At 62.7% G+C, this 17,964-nt stretch carries 18 protein-coding genes; 2 read left to right on the top strand and 16 right to left on the bottom strand.

Features of this window, described 5'->3' with window-relative positions; translation table 11 throughout:
* Nucleotides 1–14: 14 nt before the first annotated feature.
* Genes BFP99_RS21000 through BFP99_RS20985 form a run of 4 tightly spaced genes read right to left on the bottom strand, consistent with a single transcriptional unit; the run spans nucleotide 15 to nucleotide 3,523 of the window.
* A complete protein-coding gene (locus BFP99_RS21000) occupies nucleotides 15–731 on the bottom strand; it encodes an ABC transporter ATP-binding protein (protein ID WP_065948079.1) in 717 nt (238 codons plus the stop codon).
* The gene (locus BFP99_RS20995; protein WP_065948078.1) at nucleotides 724–1,497 is read right to left on the bottom strand and encodes an ABC transporter ATP-binding protein; all 774 of its coding nucleotides are present in this window, start codon (nucleotides 1,495–1,497) and stop codon (nucleotides 724–726) included. Before BFP99_RS20995 ends, BFP99_RS21000 begins: the two co-directional genes overlap by 8 nt.
* The gene (locus BFP99_RS20990; protein ID WP_065948077.1) at nucleotides 1,494–2,579 is read right to left on the bottom strand and encodes an ABC transporter permease subunit; all 1,086 of its coding nucleotides are present in this window, start codon (nucleotides 2,577–2,579) and stop codon (nucleotides 1,494–1,496) included. Before BFP99_RS20990 ends, BFP99_RS20995 begins: the two co-directional genes overlap by 4 nt.
* On the bottom strand, nucleotides 2,576–3,523 hold the full coding sequence (locus tag BFP99_RS20985; RefSeq protein ID WP_065948076.1) for a branched-chain amino acid ABC transporter permease: 948 nt from the start codon (nucleotides 3,521–3,523) through the stop codon (nucleotides 2,576–2,578). The genes BFP99_RS20990 and BFP99_RS20985 overlap by 4 nt, the downstream gene beginning before the upstream one ends.
* Before the next feature lie 172 nt (nucleotides 3,524–3,695).
* Between BFP99_RS20985 and BFP99_RS20980 the strand changes: the two genes are divergently transcribed.
* Nucleotides 3,696–4,592 carry a LysR substrate-binding domain-containing protein gene (locus BFP99_RS20980; protein ID WP_065948075.1) on the top strand — a complete coding sequence of 299 codons (897 nt, stop codon included), beginning with the start codon at nucleotides 3,696–3,698 and terminating at the stop codon, nucleotides 4,590–4,592.
* 39 nt (nucleotides 4,593–4,631) lie between these two features.
* Here BFP99_RS20980 and BFP99_RS20975 read toward each other — a convergent pair whose 3' ends face one another.
* Complete coding sequence (locus BFP99_RS20975; protein WP_065924570.1) at nucleotides 4,632–5,645, bottom strand: ABC transporter substrate-binding protein; 1,014 nt, start codon at nucleotides 5,643–5,645, stop codon at nucleotides 4,632–4,634.
* Nucleotides 5,646–5,810: 165 nt separating this feature from the next.
* On the opposite strand from BFP99_RS20975, the gene BFP99_RS20970 reads away from it, so the two are divergent.
* Complete coding sequence (locus BFP99_RS20970) at nucleotides 5,811–6,242, top strand: hypothetical protein (RefSeq protein ID WP_065924569.1); 432 nt, start codon at nucleotides 5,811–5,813, stop codon at nucleotides 6,240–6,242.
* 143 nt (nucleotides 6,243–6,385) lie between these two features.
* Here BFP99_RS20970 and BFP99_RS20965 read toward each other — a convergent pair whose 3' ends face one another.
* The 11 genes from BFP99_RS20965 to BFP99_RS20915 form a co-directional block, all read right to left on the bottom strand.
* Nucleotides 6,386–7,330 carry a class I SAM-dependent methyltransferase gene (locus tag BFP99_RS20965; protein WP_065948074.1) on the bottom strand — a complete coding sequence of 315 codons (945 nt, stop codon included), beginning with the start codon at nucleotides 7,328–7,330 and terminating at the stop codon, nucleotides 6,386–6,388.
* A gap of 11 nt (nucleotides 7,331–7,341) precedes the next feature.
* Entirely contained in the window at nucleotides 7,342–8,715 is a 1,374-nt protein-coding gene (locus BFP99_RS20960; protein WP_065948073.1) for an iron-containing redox enzyme family protein, read from the bottom strand.
* A 200-nt stretch (nucleotides 8,716–8,915) separates the two neighbouring features.
* Complete coding sequence (locus BFP99_RS20955; protein ID WP_065948072.1) at nucleotides 8,916–9,998, bottom strand: protein-glutamate methylesterase/protein-glutamine glutaminase; 1,083 nt, start codon at nucleotides 9,996–9,998, stop codon at nucleotides 8,916–8,918.
* On the bottom strand, nucleotides 9,961–10,491 hold the full coding sequence (cheD, locus tag BFP99_RS20950) for a chemoreceptor glutamine deamidase CheD (RefSeq protein ID WP_065948071.1): 531 nt from the start codon (nucleotides 10,489–10,491) through the stop codon (nucleotides 9,961–9,963). Before cheD ends, BFP99_RS20955 begins: the two co-directional genes overlap by 38 nt.
* A complete protein-coding gene (locus BFP99_RS20945; RefSeq protein ID WP_065924564.1) occupies nucleotides 10,488–11,297 on the bottom strand; it encodes a CheR family methyltransferase in 810 nt (269 codons plus the stop codon). Before BFP99_RS20945 ends, cheD begins: the two co-directional genes overlap by 4 nt.
* A gap of 9 nt (nucleotides 11,298–11,306) precedes the next feature.
* The gene (locus BFP99_RS20940) at nucleotides 11,307–11,846 is read right to left on the bottom strand and encodes a chemotaxis protein CheW (RefSeq protein ID WP_027607290.1); all 540 of its coding nucleotides are present in this window, start codon (nucleotides 11,844–11,846) and stop codon (nucleotides 11,307–11,309) included.
* Nucleotides 11,847–11,882: 36 nt separating this feature from the next.
* Nucleotides 11,883–13,541, bottom strand: a complete 1,659-nt coding sequence (locus BFP99_RS20935; protein WP_065948070.1) for a methyl-accepting chemotaxis protein — start codon at nucleotides 13,539–13,541, stop codon at nucleotides 11,883–11,885.
* A 29-nt stretch (nucleotides 13,542–13,570) separates the two neighbouring features.
* On the bottom strand, nucleotides 13,571–15,607 hold the full coding sequence (locus tag BFP99_RS20930) for a chemotaxis protein CheA (protein WP_065948069.1): 2,037 nt from the start codon (nucleotides 15,605–15,607) through the stop codon (nucleotides 13,571–13,573).
* A gap of 41 nt (nucleotides 15,608–15,648) precedes the next feature.
* Nucleotides 15,649–15,936: an STAS domain-containing protein gene (locus tag BFP99_RS20925; RefSeq protein ID WP_065924560.1), complete on the bottom strand. Its 288-nt coding sequence runs from the start codon at nucleotides 15,934–15,936 to the stop codon at nucleotides 15,649–15,651.
* Nucleotides 15,937–15,958: 22 nt separating this feature from the next.
* The gene (locus tag BFP99_RS20920) at nucleotides 15,959–16,327 is read right to left on the bottom strand and encodes a response regulator (RefSeq protein ID WP_027607294.1); all 369 of its coding nucleotides are present in this window, start codon (nucleotides 16,325–16,327) and stop codon (nucleotides 15,959–15,961) included.
* A 9-nt stretch (nucleotides 16,328–16,336) separates the two neighbouring features.
* Entirely contained in the window at nucleotides 16,337–17,248 is a 912-nt protein-coding gene (locus tag BFP99_RS20915) for a methyl-accepting chemotaxis protein (protein ID WP_370671246.1), read from the bottom strand.
* Nucleotides 17,249–17,964: the final 716 nt, after the last annotated feature.

Raw genomic sequence — 17,964 nt, 5'->3', positions numbered from 1 at the left:
TTTTCATCGAGCCGTTATTCACCGAGGTAGGCGCTGCGCACCTCGGGGTGTTCAAGCAAATCAGCAGAGGGCCCGCTGAGGCTGATGCGGCCGGTGTCCATCACATAGGCACGGTCGGTCACTTGCAGGGCCAGCCGTGCATTCTGTTCCACCAACAGCAGGGTCATGCCCTGGCGACACACGTCATCGATCACCTGGAAGATTTTTTCCACCATGATCGGCGCCAGGCCCATGGACGGCTCATCGAGGATCAGCAAACGCGGGCGTGACAGCAGCGCACGGGCCAGGGCGAGCATCTGTTGCTCACCGCCCGAGAGCAGGCCGGCGGACTGCTGCAGGCGCTCTTCCAGGCGCGGGAAGTGTTCGAACAGCTGGCGCATTTCGCGCTGCACCTGCTCGTTGTCACGGCGCACAAACGCACCGGACTGAAGGTTCTCCAGCACGCTCATGCGCGCAAAAATCCCGCGCCCTTCCGGAACCATGGCGATGCCCTGGCGCAGCAACTGGTCCGGCGCCTGGCCGAGGATCGAACGCCCGGCAAAGCGGATTGCACCCTGACTGGCCGGCAGCAGACCCGTCAGAGCCTTGAGGCTGGAGGTCTTGCCCGCACCGTTGGCACCGATCAGCGTGACGCGCTCACCCTCGGCAATGTGCAAATCCAGGGATTTGACCGCCTCGATGGCGCCGTAGCGCACCTGCAAACCCTCGACGTTCAACAAGGCTTCAGACATTGGCACTGGCTCCCAGGTAGGCCTGGATCACTGCCGGGTGCTGGCGCACTTCGACGGGTGGCCCTACGGCGATGACTTGGCCGTAATCGAGCACGCTGATGCGGTCGCATACGCCCATCACCAGCTTCACGTCGTGCTCGATCAACAGCAGGGTATGGCCGTCGTCGCGGATCTTTTCCAGCAGGCCGCGCAACTGCACTTTTTCACTGGCATTCATACCCGCCGCCGGCTCATCCAGGGCCAGCAGGCGCGGTTCGGTGGCCAATGCGCGGGCGATTTCCAGGCGGCGCTGATGGCCGTAGCTCAAGCTGTCGGCGCGATAATGGGCGAACCCCGCCAGCCCGACATACGCCAGCAGGCGATGGGCGTGGGCACGGGTTTGGGCTTCCTCGTCGCGAGCACGACGATGCCGGCTCAAGGCGGCCCACAGGCCATTGCGGGTGCGCACATGGCGCCCGACCATGACGTTTTCCAGGGCGCTCATGGCATTGAACAAGCGGATATTCTGAAACGTGCGGGCAATGCCGGCTTCGGCCACCTGATGCACGCTGGTCGGCTGGTACTCCCGGCCATCGAGCTGGAAGCGCCCGGAATCCGGGGTATAGAGGCCGGTCATGACATTGAAGAAGGTGGTCTTGCCCGCGCCGTTGGGGCCGATCAGCCCGTAGATTTCGCCGGCCTGGATACTCAGGCTCACATCGGTCAACGCCGCCACGCCCCCGAAGTGTTTGTTGACCTGGTCAATCTGCAGCAGAGGTGCGTTCATCGTGCCACTCCTTTGGGCCACAGCCCGGCGGGTCGATAGAGCATCGCCAGGATCAACGCGAGGCCGTAGAACAGTTGGCGGATGATTTCCGGGTCCACCAGCACTTGGCCGAACAACGCCTGCTGCAACGGGCCCATGCTCGCGCGCAACGCTTCAGGCAACACCGCCAGTAGTACGCAGCCGAGGATCACCCCCGGGATATGGCCCATGCCGCCGAGCACCACCATCGCCAGCACCGCAATGGACTCGTTGAGGGTGAACGATTCCGGCGAGACAAAACCCTGGAACGAGGCGAACAGCGCGCCGCTCACCCCGCCGAACGCGGCGCCAATCGCAAACGCCAGCAACTTGAGGCGCACGGTGTTCACGCCCATGGCCTGGGCCGCTTCTTCGTCCTCGCGGATCGCCACCCAGGCACGGCCGATGCGCGAGTGCTCCAGGCGAATGCAGGCAAACAGAATCAGCACCACCAGCGCGGCGAACAGGTAGTAATAGAGGTACACCGACGGCAGGCGCAGGCCGAACAGTTCCTGGGTACGGCCCAGGTTCACGCCGAGCAGGTTCACTGGATCGACCTGGGCGATGCCTTTGGGGCCATTGGTGATATTCACCGGGCGGTCGAGGTTGCGCAGCAGGATACGGATGATCTCGCCAAAGCCCAGGGTGACGATGGCCAGGTAGTCGCCGCGCAGGCGCAAGGTCGGCGCACCCAACACCATGCCGCACCCCGCCGCGAGCAAGGCGCCCAGGGGCAGGATCAACCAGATCGAGGTGTGCATGCCCGCCGGCAGCAACGCCGCCAAGGCTGGAAACTGTTGCAGCAAATGGGGCGACGACAGCAACGCGGCCAGATAGGCGCCCACCGCGTAGAACGCGATGAAACCCATGTCCAGCAGACCCGCATAACCGACCACGATGTTCAGGCCAAGGGCGAGCATGATGTACAGCAGGGCAAAATCCAGGGTCCGCACCCAGGTGTTGCCACCGGCGTGGCCGACGATCCACGGTGCCAGTACCAAGGCCACGGCGAACAGCAGCAGGCCCAGGCTGGCGCGTTGATTGGAGGTGAGTGCGTTGATCATGCGCGGGTCGCCAGACGTTCGCCCAACAGCCCGGAAGGACGGAACACCAGCACCGCGATCAGCACGATAAAGGCAAACACATCCTGATAATTGCTGCCGAACACCCCGTTGGTGGCGGCGCCCAGATAGCCGGTGCCCAGGGCTTCGATCAGCCCCAGCAACAGACCGCCGAGCATGGCGCCCTTGAGGTTGCCGATACCGCCCAGCACTGCAGCGGTGAAGGCTTTGATCCCCGGCAGAAAGCCCATGTAGAAATGCGCACTGCCGTAGTTGCTGGCCATCATTACCCCGGCCAATGCCGCCAGGGCGCCGCCGATGGCGAAGGTGAGCACGATAACCCGATTCGGGTTGATGCCCATCAGGCTCGCGACCTGGGGGTTTTCCGCCACGGCACGCATGGCCCGGCCAAAGCGCGTGCGCTCGACCAGCACCAGCAGCGCGACCATCACTGATAGCGCAATGGCGATGGTGGTGAGGGCCGTGGCGTTGGTGACAGCCGGGTGCGCGGAGACCCCGGGCAGTACTTCGATGGGTTCCAGCGGCAGTAGTTGCGGGAACATTTGCGGGTTACGGGTCCAGACCAGCATCGCGATGGTTTGCAAAAGCAGCGACACCCCGATGCCGCTGATCAACGGCGCCAGGCGCGGCGCGTGACGCAACCGGCGATAAGCGACGCGCTCGATCACCACCGCCAGCACCGCACAAAATGCCATGGCGACCAGGGTGGCCGTCAGCAACACCAGCAGCGGTGGCAACGCCGGCCAGGTCGCCTGCAACAGGCGAATCATCGACAAGCCCACGAGCGCACCGATCATCAGCACATCGCCGTGGGCGAAGTTGATGATGCGCAGGATGCCGTAGACCATGGTGTACCCCAGGGCCACCAGCGCGTAGAGACTGCCCGTCATCAAGCCGTTGAGCAGTTGTTGGATAAACCCATCCATGAAGACCGTCGACCTCAGTGCGTACAAGGGCGGCACACTAAGCATCTATTCTGTTTTTATCAAATATCAGAAAGTTATAGGGTTATGCCAAAGCAATTACAGGGTATTTGTGCCGCAAATACGGCACTTATGGCTCTTTATTTGGGCTAAAACTTGGTATTTAATTCAATACATGAATAAATCAGAACAGTTAGCCAATGACCCTCCCCTGCGTGCCGTGCGGACGTTCGAAGCGTTTGCGCGCCATGGCGGGGTGAATGCTGCCGCACGCGAGCTGGACGTGTCCGCCTCTGCCATCAGCCATCAACTGCACCTGCTGGAAGACTTCCTGCAGCAGCCGCTGACCCTGCGCCAGGGCCGCAACCTGGTGCTCACCGATGAAGGGCGCGAGTATTACCGTGCCATCCGCTCGGCCTTTGCCGTGCTGCGCAGCGCCACCGAACATGTGCGCGAGAAAAGCGCCACCCGCCAGGTGACCATCAGCCTGATCCCGCTGTTTGGCATCAACCTGTTTATCCCGCGCCTGGAGAACTTCCTCAAAGACCACCCGGCGCTGGACATCAACGTGACCTACGCCAACCACCGCAGCTACCCCAGCGATGCCGCCGACCTGTCGATTCGCTTCGGCACCGGGCACTGGCCGGGCTATCACAGCGAACCCCTGATCTCCGGCGCGGTGACCCCCTATTGCAGCCGCAGCTTTCTCGCCCAACACGGCCCCATCGACACGCCCCAGGCCTTGAGCGAACTGCCGTTGCTGCACGATGAAGAACGCGGCACCTGGGGCCAATGGTTCGAGGCAGCCGAGGTCGACACCACGGCGCTGAATGGCTTGCTGCTCGAAGACGGCCAACTGGCACTCACCGCCACCCTCACCGGCCTGGGCTGCGCGCTGCTGCGCGCGCCGCTGGTAGCGCCCCATGTGGCCAGTGGCGAGCTGGTGAAGCTGTTTGATCTGGAGGTCAATGATGGCCGCCAGTACTACCTGTGCCGGCGAGCCAACAGTGAGTTGTCGAGCGAGGGGAATGACTTGTATGACTGGATCAAGCGCAGCTTGAATGCGGTATAGGCATTGTGGAGATCCAAATGTGGGAGGGCGGTTTACAGATCAGCTGCCGTTACCGCCATGAGCCTCTTCGAAAAAGTAGTCCTTCCAGCTCGCCGCCTTGTTTTTCAGTACGCCCAATTCCTGCAATTTCTCGGCATAGATATAGGTACGCTGCGGCACGATAGTGAAATCGATTTCCGGGTCCTGGACGATTTTTTCCACCAGGTCCAACGGCAGCTTGGACTGTTCTACGCGGATGTACGCCTTGGCCGCTGCGGGTTTGTCAGCCTTGATGATCTGCTCGGCTTCGGCCAGCGCGGCGTAGAACGCCTGGTAGGTCTTGGGGTTTTCGTCGTGGAATTTCTGCGTGGTGTACAGCACGTTGAACGTCGCCGGACCGCCAAGGATGTCGTAGGAACTGAGCACCTTGTGCACATTGGGGTTCAACAGTTCCTGGTACTGGAACGGCGGGCTGGAGAAGTGCGCGTTGATCTCCGAACCACCGGCAATCAACGCGGCGGTGGCATCGGGGTGGGCCAGGCTGATGGAGATGTCATCGAACTTCTTGTAGTTGGCATCGCCGAACTGCCTGGCGGTTTCAATCTGTAAGGTCCGCGACTGGAAACCCACCCCAGCAGCGGGCACGGCGATGCGGTCTTTCTCGGTGAAGTCCTTGAGAGTCTTTACCTTGGGGTTGTTGGTCAGCAGGTAGTTGGGCATCGAGCCCAAGGAGGCGATGGCCTTGACGTTCTGTTTGCCCTTGGTACGGTCCCACAGGGTTAGCATCGGCGGCACACCGGCGGACACCACATCCAGGGCGCCGGCCAGCAGCGATTCGTTCATGGCGGTGGCGCCGGAAATGCTGTTCCATTCCACCTGGATGTCCAGGCCCTGGGCCTTGCCGTGTTTTTCGATCAGGTGCTGGTCGCGCACCACATCGAGGATCAGGTAGCCGATGCCGAATTGCTGGGCGATGCTGATCTTGCCTTCGGCCTGGGCACCAGGGCTGAGCAAGACGCTGGCGGCGGCGAGGGACGCGGCCAGGAGAGTCAGGGAGGAACGCTTGAACGTCATGGGGAATCTGCCGCGTTTTCGAGAAGGTGATGGAGCGTAGCCGCGGTTTTTTAGACAGCAAAAGAATATCTGGGTCTATTGTTATGCGAATACCCCTAAAACGGCGCGCGGCTGGTATCGTGCCGCGCTTTGAAAAAACTGCCGCACACTGCGAGGACATGCACGTTGAACACTGACGAAAAAATGACCGGGGACCTGTTCGAGGTGGATAAGCGCCTGTCACTCAAACCCGTGGTGGACTTCAACAGCTACCTGCGCAGCGCTTTCGGCGACGGCCCGTGCACCTGCATACGCTGCACCGCCAGCGGCGGTGACGAAACCGGCTACGCGTTCCAGCACACCTTCAGCTTCGACGGCAAACCGACCCAGCGCCGCTTTGCCTCCACGGCGGGCAGTGATGTGTTGATGGCGCTGAAAAAGGCCTGGTTGTCCTTCACCAAGGCTGAGCTGCCTTCGAGTGGCCCGCTGGCGCTGGAGACGGTGAAGGAATTTGTCGAGCCGCAGTTGCACAAGCGCCTGGTGCCGCTGTTTCTGGCCAGTGGTTTGGCCAAGGATGTCGACGGCGAGTTGCACCTGCAGCCACAAGCCACGGCCTGACACCTTCTCCCTGAATCAAATCGTCGCGTAGCAGCTGTCGAGCCCAAGCGAGGCTGCGTCGGCCGCGACTAGAACCTGAATCGGCAGCGCGCCTGACGCAGCCTCGCTTGCGCTCGGCAGCTGCTACGGGGGATAGATGAGCGTCAGCGCAAACGGGTGACGGTGAGCGCCACCACGGCGATCCGCTCCACACGCTCATAGCCGGGCTTTTCCAGCTCTTCGCCGAACACATCGGGGTCAAGTTCGCGGTAGGCCCACCCAAAGGCATCGCTGCCCAGCAACGGCTTGACGGCGGCCAGGAACGGATCCTCCCCGGCGACAATCGCCACGCCGGTGTAGAGCACCAGGCTGCCGCCCAGGGCCAGGCGCCCAACGGCCTCGCCGGCGATGCGCACCGACAGTTGCTCGCCCAGTGCCCCGCCGCCATGCCGGTAGGCACGCTGGCGGTCGTCGTTCATATAGGGCGGGTTGGCGACGATCAGGTCGAACGTGCCTTCGACGCTGCCCAGTACATCGCTGTGGTACGCGGTGACGTTCGCCAGCCCGGCCAGCTCGGCATTCACTGCCGTCAGGCGCAAGGCGCGCGGGTTGATGTCCACCGCCAGCACCTCGGCGTCAGGCCGCGCACGGGCGACCACCAGCGCGCCCACACCGGCGCCGCAGCCGATGTCCACGGCGCGTTTGATCGGCTCGACGCGCTGTTGCAGATGGGCTTCGATCAGTTGGGCAAACCGATAGCTGTCAGGCCCGAAAAACACCGCTTCCGCTTGCGTGGTGGGGTATGCCGAGTGGGCAAACAGCAGGTCGTCCAGGCTCGACCAACGCACCGCACTGCGCCACAGCGCCTCGTGTTTTTCGACCACATCGGCCTGCTGCAGCTCCTCTCGAAACGCCTCCGGCAACAGCTCGCGGTCAAACGGCAGCGACCAGCCGAAGACATCCCGCAGGTCCTTCGCCAGCGGCGCCCCCTGGCGCTGGAAAAACCGTTCATGGGTCAAGGGCGTTGGCGTGATGAAGCGGTAGCCATTTTCCTTCAACCCCCGGCCCAGGTTCAGCAGGGCGCGGTCGGCGAGTTGTTGTGCAGACATGGAGGATTTCCTTAGCGCAGGCGCGCACGCAGTTGGATAAAGCAGCGAGTGGCATACAACCCGGCGGGCGTGCAGTGACGCCGCGCCGACAGCCACGGGATCAGCGCATTGAGCTGCTGCTCATCGGGCAGGTTCCACAGCGAATCCACCAGCGCCTGGGTGTCCGGGTCGGACGGGCGATGCTGCTCGCGGGAGAAGCGGCTGCCGCGTCCGGGCCGCACGGGCGCCATACGTTGAGCGCTGATCCAATCACCCGCGATCCAATCGCGCAGCAGCTGTTTCTCATAGCCGCTGAACACGCCAAACATCGCCGCGCCCGCACCTTCGATCAACTGCCAGAAGCGGCTCTCGGCCGGATCCTGGTTGCGCTTGATCCAGCCCTTGTCTTCCAGGGCCTGGAGAAAGGCGCCGATCTGCCCCGGCCGCGCCAGCCATTGGTTGACGGTCTTGCCTTCGAAGCGGCAGTAATCCGAATGCATGTGCTGGCCGAACGTGCGCTTGCGTTCAAGCATGGCGACCACTTCGTCATTCAGGTTGAAGTCGTGGATAACCGCGCAGGTCCCTGGGCCGAGGTCATTCAGGCGATACCCCTCGGCCACCCGGCGATAGAAGTCCTCCCTGCCCTCCCCCAGCGGCAGCAGGTTCAACACCGACTGCGCGGCCTTGCAGGCGTGGCCGCTGCTGGCGTTGTCGATGGTGACGTGGAGGGTGAAGTAATACGGGTCGATGCCCAGTTCGCTCAGCTCATACGCGGTGATCAGCAGGTGCAACGGCAACTGCTCATAACCGAGGTTGAAACCGATGATCTCCGGCAGGAAGTCGTCGGCGCACAGGCCCAGCGCCAGTTGCAGGGCGCCTTGCAGGTAATGGTCGTCCTCAAGGCCGGCGTCGCTGTCGGCATCATGCTCGCTGAGTAATTTGCGGTAGATCACCACATGGTTCTGCGCCGCTTCGCCGTCACCCAGCTCTTCGAGATAGGTGGTGAGCAGGCCGTCGAAGCGCGGGTCGTGCCAATAGCGCAGCAGGCCATTGAGCCAGGCACCGTCGACCTGTTTGGTCGGTGCCACGCGCTGGAGGAAATACAGCGCATGGGCCTTGTTCTGGAAATAACGACGTGGCCGGCCTTGCTGGCGTTGCTCCAGGTAATCGGCATAGGCCTGGGCCACGTCGGCGCAGCGCTGTTCGATCCAGGCCGGCAGTTGTTCGGGCATCTGCGGCAACTCACTGGGCGCGTCGCGCACCTGCGCCAAGTGCGTGCGTAGAAACTCCCGCGCAACCTCTTCAGCGCCAGGGGTTTCGCCATACAGGTGTTGGTACAACCACTGATACTGACCCGGTTGGGTGATGGAGGCCGGCTGGCCCGACAGCGCTGTGAGAAGCGTCATGATGGCAGTTTCCGCAAAGTCCGATCCAACCAGGCCTCCCGACAAGGAGGCCCCGCAAGCGCGCTCAACAGCACACGCGTCTAAAATGCAGAGCCTGCGGGCATGGGGAAAATTCAATCGGGGTTGTGCGGCTGCGGATCAGTGGTCGTCAGTAGCCCACGCCGCGGATTCTGGCGCAGCGCAAAAGCCGGCGCGCGACGTCACTTATACAAGATCGCCTGATGGATATCCTCCAGCGCCATGATGCGCTGGGCGGCATTCAGCTTGATGGCCTCCTTGGGCATGCCGAACACCACGCAACTGGCCTCGTCCTGGGCCACCGTGGCGGCGCCGGCCTCGAGCATCTCCTTGAGCCCGCGCGCGCCGTCGTCGCCCATGCCGGTCATGATGATGCCGGTGGCGTTCCTGCCGGCGAACTTGGCCACCGAGCGAAACAGCACATCCACGGATGGACGGTGCCGGTTGACCAAGGGCCCATCAATGACCTGGGCGTGATAATAGGCGCCGCTGCGAGTCACCATCAGGTGCTTGCCACCCGGCGCGATCAGGGCCAGGCCCGGCAGGATGCGGTCGTTGTTGCGCGCTTCGCGCACCTCGATCTCGCATACGCTGTTGAGGCGTTCGGCAAACGAGGCGGTGAACTTTTCCGGCATGTGCTGCACGATCACCATGCCTGGGCACACCCTCGGCAGTGCCGTCAGAACCGCCTCCAACGCTTGGGTACCGCCGGTGGACGTGCCGATGGCGACGATACGCTCGGTGGTCTGTGCCATGGCATGGCCATTTGCGGCAGGCAGGATCGCATCTGCGGTGAGCTTGCTGGCCGGGGCCAGTGCCGGCGCCGGGCTGGCGCTGCGCTTGCCCAGGTTCCTGACGTTGGAATTTGCTGCGGCGCGGATCGCGGCCACCAGCTCGGCCGCCGACTCGATCAGGAAATTCTTCAACCCGGTAGTGGGCTTGGTGATGATTTCCACCGCGCCCGCCGACAGCGCCTGCAGGGAGGTTTCCGCGCCTTTCTGGGTCAGCGAGGAGCAGATCACCACCGGCGTCGGCCGTTCGCTCATGATTTTCTTGAGAAAGGTGATGCCGTCCATGCGCGGCATTTCCACGTCCAGCACGATCACATCCGGCCATTCCCGGGCGAGTTTGTCCATGGCGAAAATCGGGTCGGAGGCGGCGCCCATGACGTGGATATCCGGCGTATCGCTGAGAATCGCCAGCAGTACCTGGCGCACCACGGCCGAATCATCGACCAGCAGCACACTGATTTTTTTGGTAGGCATCTTGTTGAATTGTTCCCATTGGTTGGTGCCGGACCCAGACGTTGCCGTTCCACAGGTCGAACATGATCGTGCGGTAACCGGTACTGCCCATGTCCTGGGCCGTCAGGTGCAGGTGATAGCGCTCGGCCAGGGCCAGCGCCGCGCGAATATTCAGGCTGGCCACGTCCTGCGTCGGCAGGCGGCACAGCTGGGGAAACATCTTGCCGCCGCCGAACAATTTGACCTGGTAATCCTGTGCATGCGTGCCATTGATCTCGGCGTGGCGCAGCAGCAGCTCCAGGGCTTCGTCGGCATATCGGCCGTCCAGGGGCTGACGGTCGCGCACGCGCCCCGGCAGCATGAAGTGACACATGCCGCCAATCAGCCGTTGCGGGTGCCAAAAGGTGATCGCCACGCAGGAACCAAGCAAGGTGCGCAGGCGCGTCTGCCGCGTCGCAAAGCTGACCTGGCCAGGCGCCAATACCACTTCGGCCGTACCGACGGGCTTTTTCATGGCTTGCGGTAAATCGACGGAGCCACCAGTTTCAAGGTGTCATTGACACCGTGGAGGCTTTCCGAGTGACTGATGATCAGGTAACCGCCCGGCTTGAGCAGCGGCAACAGGCGCGCGACCACCTGGCTCTTGGTCTGCTGGTCGAAATAAATCATCACGTTGCGCAGGAAAATCACCTCGAACTCACCCAGGGCTGGCAGCGCTTCGTTAAGGTTGACCTGGACAAAATTGACGCGGCTACGCAAGGCCTTGTCGATCAGCAAGGTGCCCTCCTGGCGACCAATGCCCTTGAGGCAGTACTTGGCCAGCAGCGGTTGGGGCAATGTCTCGGTGCGTTCCAGGGAGTAATGGCCGGTGCGCGCCTTGGCCAGCACTTGGGAGCTGATGTCCGAGCCGACCACTTCCCAGGGCGTGCTGCCGAGGCTTTCGGCCAAGGTCATCGCCAGGCTGTAGGGTTCTTCACCGGAGGAGCTGGCCGCGCTCCACACGCGAAACACCTTGCCCGGCGCGGCCCGGGGCAGCACGTGCTGACGCAGGAAGTCGAAGTGCTTGGGCTCGCGAAAAAAATAGGTTTCGTTGGTGGTCAGCAAATCCAGCGCAACCTGCAGTTCGCCCTTGCGCTGGTCATTCATGATCAGCTTGAAATACTCACCATAGCTGTGCAGCTCATAGTGCTTGAGGCGCTTGAACAGGCGCCCGGCCACCAGGGCTTTCTTGGTCGGCGACAGGTTGATGCCCGCCGCGCGGTACAGCCAGGTCTGGAACTGACCGAATTCATGGTCATCGATGGACACGGTGTCTGCCATGGTCGGGTCTCAACGCGGGTCGAGGTCGAGGGCCGGCGCCTGGCCGGCCTCGGCGAGGCTGGACATCTCATCGATGGACAGCACCTTGTCCACCTCCAGCACGATCACGAACTTGCCGTCGACCTTGGCCATGCCGCTGATGAAATCGGCGCGAATTCGTGCGCCGAAGTTGGGTGGCGGCTCGATCTGCGTCGCCGGAATCTCCCGCACCGCAGACACCGTATCGACCAGCAGCCCGATGTCCTGGGCCTGGCCATCTTCGGTACTCGCCTCGATGATGATCACGCAGGAGCGCCGGGTGATCGCCGAGTTGGCCCGGCCAAAGCGCGCCGACAGGTCGACCACCGGCACCACCGCGCCGCGCAGGTTGATCACTCCGCGTACGAACGCGGGCATCATCGGCACCACGGTCAGGCTGCCGTATTCGATAATTTCCTTGATCCCCAGAATGCCGATGGCGAACATTTCACCGCCGAGCATGAAGGTCAGATACTGCGCATCCTCATCGACCGCTGCTGCGGTCTGCCGAGTCGTCATTGCTGCACCCATGTCACTCTCCCTAGTAGGCCCGTATTGATCGTGGGATCAGAAGCGGGTGAAATCCGCTTCGTCCGGGGCACTGGCCATGGTGTAGGCGAACGCCTTGCGCTGCGCCGGTGGTTTCGGCTGTGGCGCCTGACGGTTGGGCTTGCTGCCCGGGCTGTCCACGCTGTTGCTTTGAACTGCGGCCTTGGGCGCTGAATCCAGCACGAAAAAGCTCATGGCCTGTTGCAGTTGCTCGGCCTGGCTGCTCATTTCTTCCGCCGTGGCCGCCAGTTCCTCGCTGCTCGAGGCATTTTGCTGGGTTACCTGGTTGAGCTGGGTCATCGCAGTGTTGATCTGCGCGACACCGGCGGCCTGTTCCTCGGACGCGGCGCTGATTTCCTGCACAAGGTCGGACGTCTTGTTGATGGAGGGCACCATTTCGTCGAGCAACTTGCCGGCCTTCTCGGCCATGTCCACGCTGCTGGAGGACAGTTCACCGATTTCCTGGGCGGCAACCTGGCTGCGTTCGGCCAACTTGCGCACTTCGGCGGCCACCACGGCGAATCCCTTGCCGTGCTCGCCGGCCCGAGCGGCCTCGATGGCGGCGTTGAGCGCGAGCAGATTGGTCTGGTAGGCGATGTCATCGATGATGCTGATGCGCTGGGCGATTTTCTTCATCGCCACCACGGTCTGCTGCACCGATTCGCCGCCCTCGGTGGCTTCCTTGGCGGCCTTGCTGGCCATGCCATCGGTGACCTTGGCGTTTTCGGTGTTCTGGTTGATGCTGGCACTCATCTGCTCGACCGACGCACTGGTTTCCTCGACGCTGGCGGCCTGTTCACTGGTGGCCTGGCTCATCGATTGCGCGGTGGCGCTGACTTCCTCGGAGGCGCTGGCCAGGTTGTCGGCGGCGTTACGCACTTCGCCGATAATATGGGCGAGCTTGCCGACCATGTTGCGCATGGCGTTGAGCACCATGCCGGTTTCATCCTTCCCGCCCGGCTCGATGTGCGCGTTGAGGTTGCCTTCGGCCAATTGCTCGGCGGCGCTCGCGGCCTGGCGCAATGGGCGGGAAATGATCCGCGCGATGAACATCGCCAGGCCCAGGCCGATCAACAGGGCCGCGACCAGTACCGCGATGATCGACACCCGCGCGCTTTCATACAGCGCCGAGCCCTTGTCACCTGCGGCCGTTGCGCCGGCATCATTGAGCTCGACCATTTTCTGCAGACGGGCCGTCACCTCATCGAAATGCCCCTTGGATTCTCCCCTGAGCAAACCGCGCGCCTGGGCTTCCTGGTTCTGGCGGGAAAATTCAAGCAACAGCTTGCTGGATGCCAGGTAGGCGTCCCAAGCGCTTTTCACACTGGCCAGGAGTTGCCTATCTTCATCGTTCGACAGCAACTGCTCGTAGTTGACCATGCGGGTTTCGAACTGTTGACGCGCATCAGCGGCCTCGCGTTCGGCCTGGGCCTTTTCCTCGGCAATCTCGGTGCCGATGTGGCGGTTCTCTTTCAAGCGATAGTTGGCGGCAAAAAAACGCATGCCTGCCGCGGCACGCATGGAGGGCATCCAGTTGCCCTTGATGTCCTGGGCGGCCTGGTTGACGGCACCGAGCTGGAGGATGGCGAAGCCGCCCATGGCCCCAGTGAGCGCCAGGACCACCAGGAATGAACAGATCAACTTGGTGGAAATCTTAAGATCGTAGAACCATTTCATCGGGGAACCTCCATGGAATTGCAAATGCGTCAGCGAGCGACGGCCGGTGGCGACTGAGGCGCCTGGGCCGTGCGGGCTTCCAGTTGTACGATTTGGTTGAGCAGTACCGGTACATCCAGGATCAGGGCCACCGCGCCGCTGCCCAATATGGTCGAGCCGCTGATGCCACGCAGTGCACCGAACAACTTGCCCAGGGGTTTGATCACGGTCTGGAACTCGCCGAGCAGGTCATCCACCACCAGCCCGGCCTTATGCTCGGCGTAACGCACCACCACCACATTCTGGCGTCGGGTCGCGGGGCCTTCGTGGCTGAAGTGGTCGCGCAGGTGCACCAACGGCAACACCTCGCCACGCAGGTCCAGATAACCCGTGTCGCGACTGGACTGGCGCTGCTGTTCATCCAGCTCGATACACTCCTGGACCATGTCCAGGGGAATCACGTAGGTGGATTGGTCGATGCCGACCAGGAACCCATTGATGATCGCCAGGGTCAGCGGCAAGCGAATGCGCACCACGGTGCCCTGGCCGGGACGGCTGTCGAGGTCGACGGTGCCGCGCAACAGGGTGATATTGCGCTTGACCACGTCCATGCCGACGCCGCGCCCGGACAGGTTGGTCACCGCCTCGGCGGTGGAGAACCCCGCCTCGAAGATCAGGTTGTAGATCTCCTGGTCGTTGAGCACCGCACCGCTGGCCACCAGCCCGCGTTCCTGGGCCTTTTGCAGGATGCGTTCGCGGTTGAGGCCGGCGCCGTCGTCGGCGATCTCAATGACGATGCTCCCCGAGTCGTGGTAGGCATTGAGGCTCAGATGCCCCTTGGCCGACTTGCCGGCCGCACGCCGCGCATCGGCGCTTTCGATGCCGTGGTCCATGGCGTTGCGCAACAGGTGCATCAGCGGGTCGCCGATCTTCTCGACCACGGTCTTGTCCAGTTCGGTTTCCGCGCCGCTGATGCTCAGTTCGATGTCCTTGCCCAGTTCCTGGCTGATATCGCGCACCACGCGGCGGAAGCGGTTGAATGTGTCGCCGATGGGGATCATGCGCAAATGCAGGGCGCCATCGAGGATCTCTTCCACCAGCCCCGATACCGTCGAGGAGGCCTCGTGCAACGGGTCGTTGTTACAGGACCGGGCCAGCAGGCTCGCGCCGGCGCTGGCGATGACCAGTTCGCCAACCAGATTGATCAACTCGTCGAGCTTGTCAGCGTTGACGCGCACGTAATTGCCGTCGCGGGTTTTCGCCTCGCTGGCTGCCGGACGCTGGGGTGCGGCGGTCACAAGGCCCGGCTCGACCGGCGTGACCAACTCGCCAGCAATGGCCGCTGTGCTATCGGGCGCTTCGTCGACGGCACTGATGTGCACTTCACAGTCGTCACGCACAAAGTCGAACACTTCGTTGAGGGTGGCGTGGCTGGCCGTCGAGCGCAGGTCGATCTCGAAACCCAGGTAGCAGCTTTCCGGGTCCCAGCTGTCCATGGGCGGGATGCTGTCGGTCAGGGTGGCGACCTGTATCAACTGCCCCAAGGTCTCGAGGTAGCGCAGAAATGACAGCGGGTCCATGCCATTACGGAACACATCCGTGCCGAAGCGCAGGGAAATATGCCAAAGCACTTCGACCGCCACGTCGTCGGTCACCTCGGCGGTTTCGACGCTGGCAACGGCGGTTCGCATCGGCTGGTAGGCACTCAGCGCCTCGCGCAATACCTCGCCGCGCTCCAGAGCGGCAGGCGTCGGCACCTCACCGCGGTTGGCGACCACTTCGACCAGTTCGAGCATGTGGTCGCCGCACTTGAGCAGCAGCGCGATCAAGGCGGCGTCCACCGCCACACTGCCTTCGCGCAGGCGGTCAAGCACGTCTTCGACGATATGCGTGAACCCCACGATCGACGCCAGGCCGAAAAGGCCCGCCGAACCCTTGATGGTGTGCGCGGCGCGGAAAATCGCGCCGATGGCATCCTGGTCGCCGGGCTCGCTTTCCAATTGCAGCAGGGATTGCTCCATGGCCTGCAACAGCTCGCGAGCCTCTACGATGAATGTCTGCTGTGCCTGATCGAGATTGATGCTCACCGTGACTTTCCTTGTCGATCAAAAAACCTGGGAAGCGCTGGCTATGAGGCCGCGCTGCGACACAGTTGGAGCGCCTGCGTGACCGCCTGGCTCTGGCCGGTCACGCTCAAGGCTATGCCGGCATTACCGGCCTCACGCCGGATGACCGCGAGCAACTGCAAGCCGGCGCCATCCATTTCCGTGACCTCAGACAGGTCCAGCTCCAGGCGGGGTGCCGCGCCCATCTGCGGCAGCAGCGCCGCCGCCAGTTCCGCTACGGTGTAGATCGTAAGCTCGCCGTCAATGCGCACCTGGGCAGTGTCGTCGAGTGTTTCAGTGGTAATCGGCATGGGAGCCTCCCTGGCGCCGGGATCAAGGCAGGATCAGTTTAGACACAGCTGCCAACATCTGCGCAGGCTGGAACGGCTTGACCACCCAGGCCTTGGCGCCGGCGGCCTGGCCCTCGGCCTTTTTCGACTCCTGGGACTCGGTGGTGAGCATGATGATCGGGGTGAACTTGTAGTTGGCCAGCTTCTTGACCTCCTTGACGAAGGTGATGCCGTCCATGTTGGGCATGTTCACGTCGCTGATGATCAGGTGCACTTTCTGCCCGGTCAGCTTGCCCAGGGCATCCTTGCCGTCGCTGGCCTCGATGACGTCGTAACCGGCGCTTTTCAAGGCTATGCCGACCACTTGCCGCACGCTGCTGGAGTCGTCGACCACTAATACACTCTTCGCCATGATGTGCTCCTAAAAGAAGGTGATGTCTTGAGAATTCTGCTGGACGGCCGCCTCTCCATGGTGCAGGCGCCGTTGCTCGTCGGTGGCATAGGTGGCTTCCATGCGCGCCAGCCATTGGCGGGCGTCGACGGCCACCGGCTGGTCCGGGGCCTGGCTGGCCTGCAGGAGGTGCTCATGCAGGGCGTGCATGTTGTCGCGCACGTGGCTGAGGATCTGGCTGACCCGGTCCTGGAATTGCAGGTTGACCAGCACTTCGGTCATCTCATCCCGGATGCCGTAGCTTTCCTGCTTGAGCAGATCGGCGGATTCGGCCAGGCGCCCGGTGATGTTCTGGAAGCGTTCGAGCACCACTTGAATACTGTTTTCGGACTCGGCCACCGAATGGCTGTCCTGGTCGGCACTGCTGGACGCGGCCTGGACCAATTGCGTAATGGCGTTGTTGATGATGTCGACCTTGGCCGACATCTGCTGGCCGGTTTCACTGGATTTGCTCGACAGGCTGCGCACCGCGTCGGCCACCACCGCAAAACCGCGCCCGGCCTCGCCGGCACGCGCCGCCTCGATGGCGGCGTTGAGGGCCAGCAGGTTGGTTTGCGCGGCAATCGCCGCCACATCGGCGGCCATGGTCCGCAGTTCGCCGGTATAGGCGGTCAGGCTGCGGACCTGGGCCAGGGTCTGGTCACGGCTGGTTTGGGTGGCCTTGAGCGAATTGATCACCTGGCTCAGCTCGCTGTCACTGCGTGCCAGCACCTCAAGCGCGCCGTCGGCGGCCTGCCCGTCCAGTTCACCGGCCGCGTGCTGCGAGGCTTGTACCGTCTCCTGCAATCGTGCGGCGATCCCGGTGAAACGGTTGGCCAGGCTCACGATCGCTTCTTCGGTCTGATGGCGCGAGCTTTCCACCTGCTTGGCCCAGATGGGCATGGCGCCCAGCAATACCTCGTCGAGTTGGGCACGAGAGGCCATGCCGTCGTGCACCGCGTGCGCATCTGACTGTTCCGCCAGTGCAAGCGCTTGCAGCATCGCGTTGCGCTGCGAACTCGCGCTCCAGGCACAGGCACCGAGGCCGATCAGCACCAGTACCGTGCAGGCCAGCAGATTGGCCGGCGAGGTTGATTGCACGAGTATCCACAACACGGCGGGCACGACCGGGATCAAAGCGAACCAGCGAAAACGTGGATAAACGGGAAGAGGCAGGCGGCTGGATTGGCGCTGGGGCATGAGTTCGATCCTTGAACGTTGTTGCGGATGTAAGTGACATAGTTGTTATCTGCGCTGTAACTTGCAACTTGAGGTGACTTGAGTGCCTTCCGTCTGGTTTATGAACCGTGGGTGACAGATCGGTCAGTTCTGGGTCCTTGTTCCTGAAGGATCAGCGGTGGTTTACCGAACAGGGGGTTGTCGCAAGCGCTGGCTAGCGAGTCTGTCTTTCAGGCTGAAAAATCTCTTTGTGGTGAGGGCGGTTGGTTCCGTGGCGGCCTTCGGGCCGACCATGTCGTTGGGTTTGACCGAGTACATATCCGTTGCTGCGGTCACGGCCACTTAGGGTTCCGCTCTTACAGCGGGTCACTTTTGGAAAGAGCCCAAAAGTAACCAAAAGGCTCTCGCCCCACCACTCGGTACCTCGCCTAGGCTCGGTA

Source organism: Pseudomonas sp. 1 R 17, from assembly GCF_900067035.1.
Taxonomy (GTDB): Bacteria; Pseudomonadota; Gammaproteobacteria; order Pseudomonadales; family Pseudomonadaceae; genus Aquipseudomonas; species Aquipseudomonas marginalis.
The sequence above is the reverse complement of the archived record's forward strand: the minus strand, read 5'-3'. Positions and strand labels throughout refer to the sequence as shown.

Coding starts and splice junctions, on each gene's coding strand:
- BFP99_RS21000 (WP_065948079.1), bottom strand. CDS start 731: ATGTCTGAAGCCTTGTTGAACGTCGAGGGTTTGCAGGTGCGCTACGGC.
- BFP99_RS20995 (WP_065948078.1), bottom strand. CDS start 1,497: ATGAACGCACCTCTGCTGCAGATTGACCAGGTCAACAAACACTTCGGG.
- BFP99_RS20990 (WP_065948077.1), bottom strand. CDS start 2,579: ATGATCAACGCACTCACCTCCAATCAACGCGCCAGCCTGGGCCTGCTG.
- BFP99_RS20985 (WP_065948076.1), bottom strand. CDS start 3,523: ATGGATGGGTTTATCCAACAACTGCTCAACGGCTTGATGACGGGCAGT.
- BFP99_RS20980 (WP_065948075.1), top strand. CDS start 3,696: ATGAATAAATCAGAACAGTTAGCCAATGACCCTCCCCTGCGTGCCGTG.
- BFP99_RS20975 (WP_065924570.1), bottom strand. CDS start 5,645: ATGACGTTCAAGCGTTCCTCCCTGACTCTCCTGGCCGCGTCCCTCGCC.
- BFP99_RS20965 (WP_065948074.1), bottom strand. CDS start 7,330: ATGTCTGCACAACAACTCGCCGACCGCGCCCTGCTGAACCTGGGCCGG.
- BFP99_RS20960 (WP_065948073.1), bottom strand. CDS start 8,715: ATGACGCTTCTCACAGCGCTGTCGGGCCAGCCGGCCTCCATCACCCAA.
- BFP99_RS20955 (WP_065948072.1), bottom strand. CDS start 9,998: ATGCCTACCAAAAAAATCAGTGTGCTGCTGGTCGATGATTCGGCCGTG.
- cheD (WP_065948071.1), bottom strand. CDS start 10,491: ATGAAAAAGCCCGTCGGTACGGCCGAAGTGGTATTGGCGCCTGGCCAG.
- BFP99_RS20945 (WP_065924564.1), bottom strand. CDS start 11,297: ATGGCAGACACCGTGTCCATCGATGACCATGAATTCGGTCAGTTCCAG.
- BFP99_RS20940 (WP_027607290.1), bottom strand. CDS start 11,846: ATGGGTGCAGCAATGACGACTCGGCAGACCGCAGCAGCGGTCGATGAG.
- BFP99_RS20935 (WP_065948070.1), bottom strand. CDS start 13,541: ATGAAATGGTTCTACGATCTTAAGATTTCCACCAAGTTGATCTGTTCA.
- BFP99_RS20925 (WP_065924560.1), bottom strand. CDS start 15,936: ATGCCGATTACCACTGAAACACTCGACGACACTGCCCAGGTGCGCATT.
- BFP99_RS20920 (WP_027607294.1), bottom strand. CDS start 16,327: ATGGCGAAGAGTGTATTAGTGGTCGACGACTCCAGCAGCGTGCGGCAA.
- BFP99_RS20915 (WP_370671246.1), bottom strand. CDS start 17,248: ATGCCCATCTGGGCCAAGCAGGTGGAAAGCTCGCGCCATCAGACCGAA.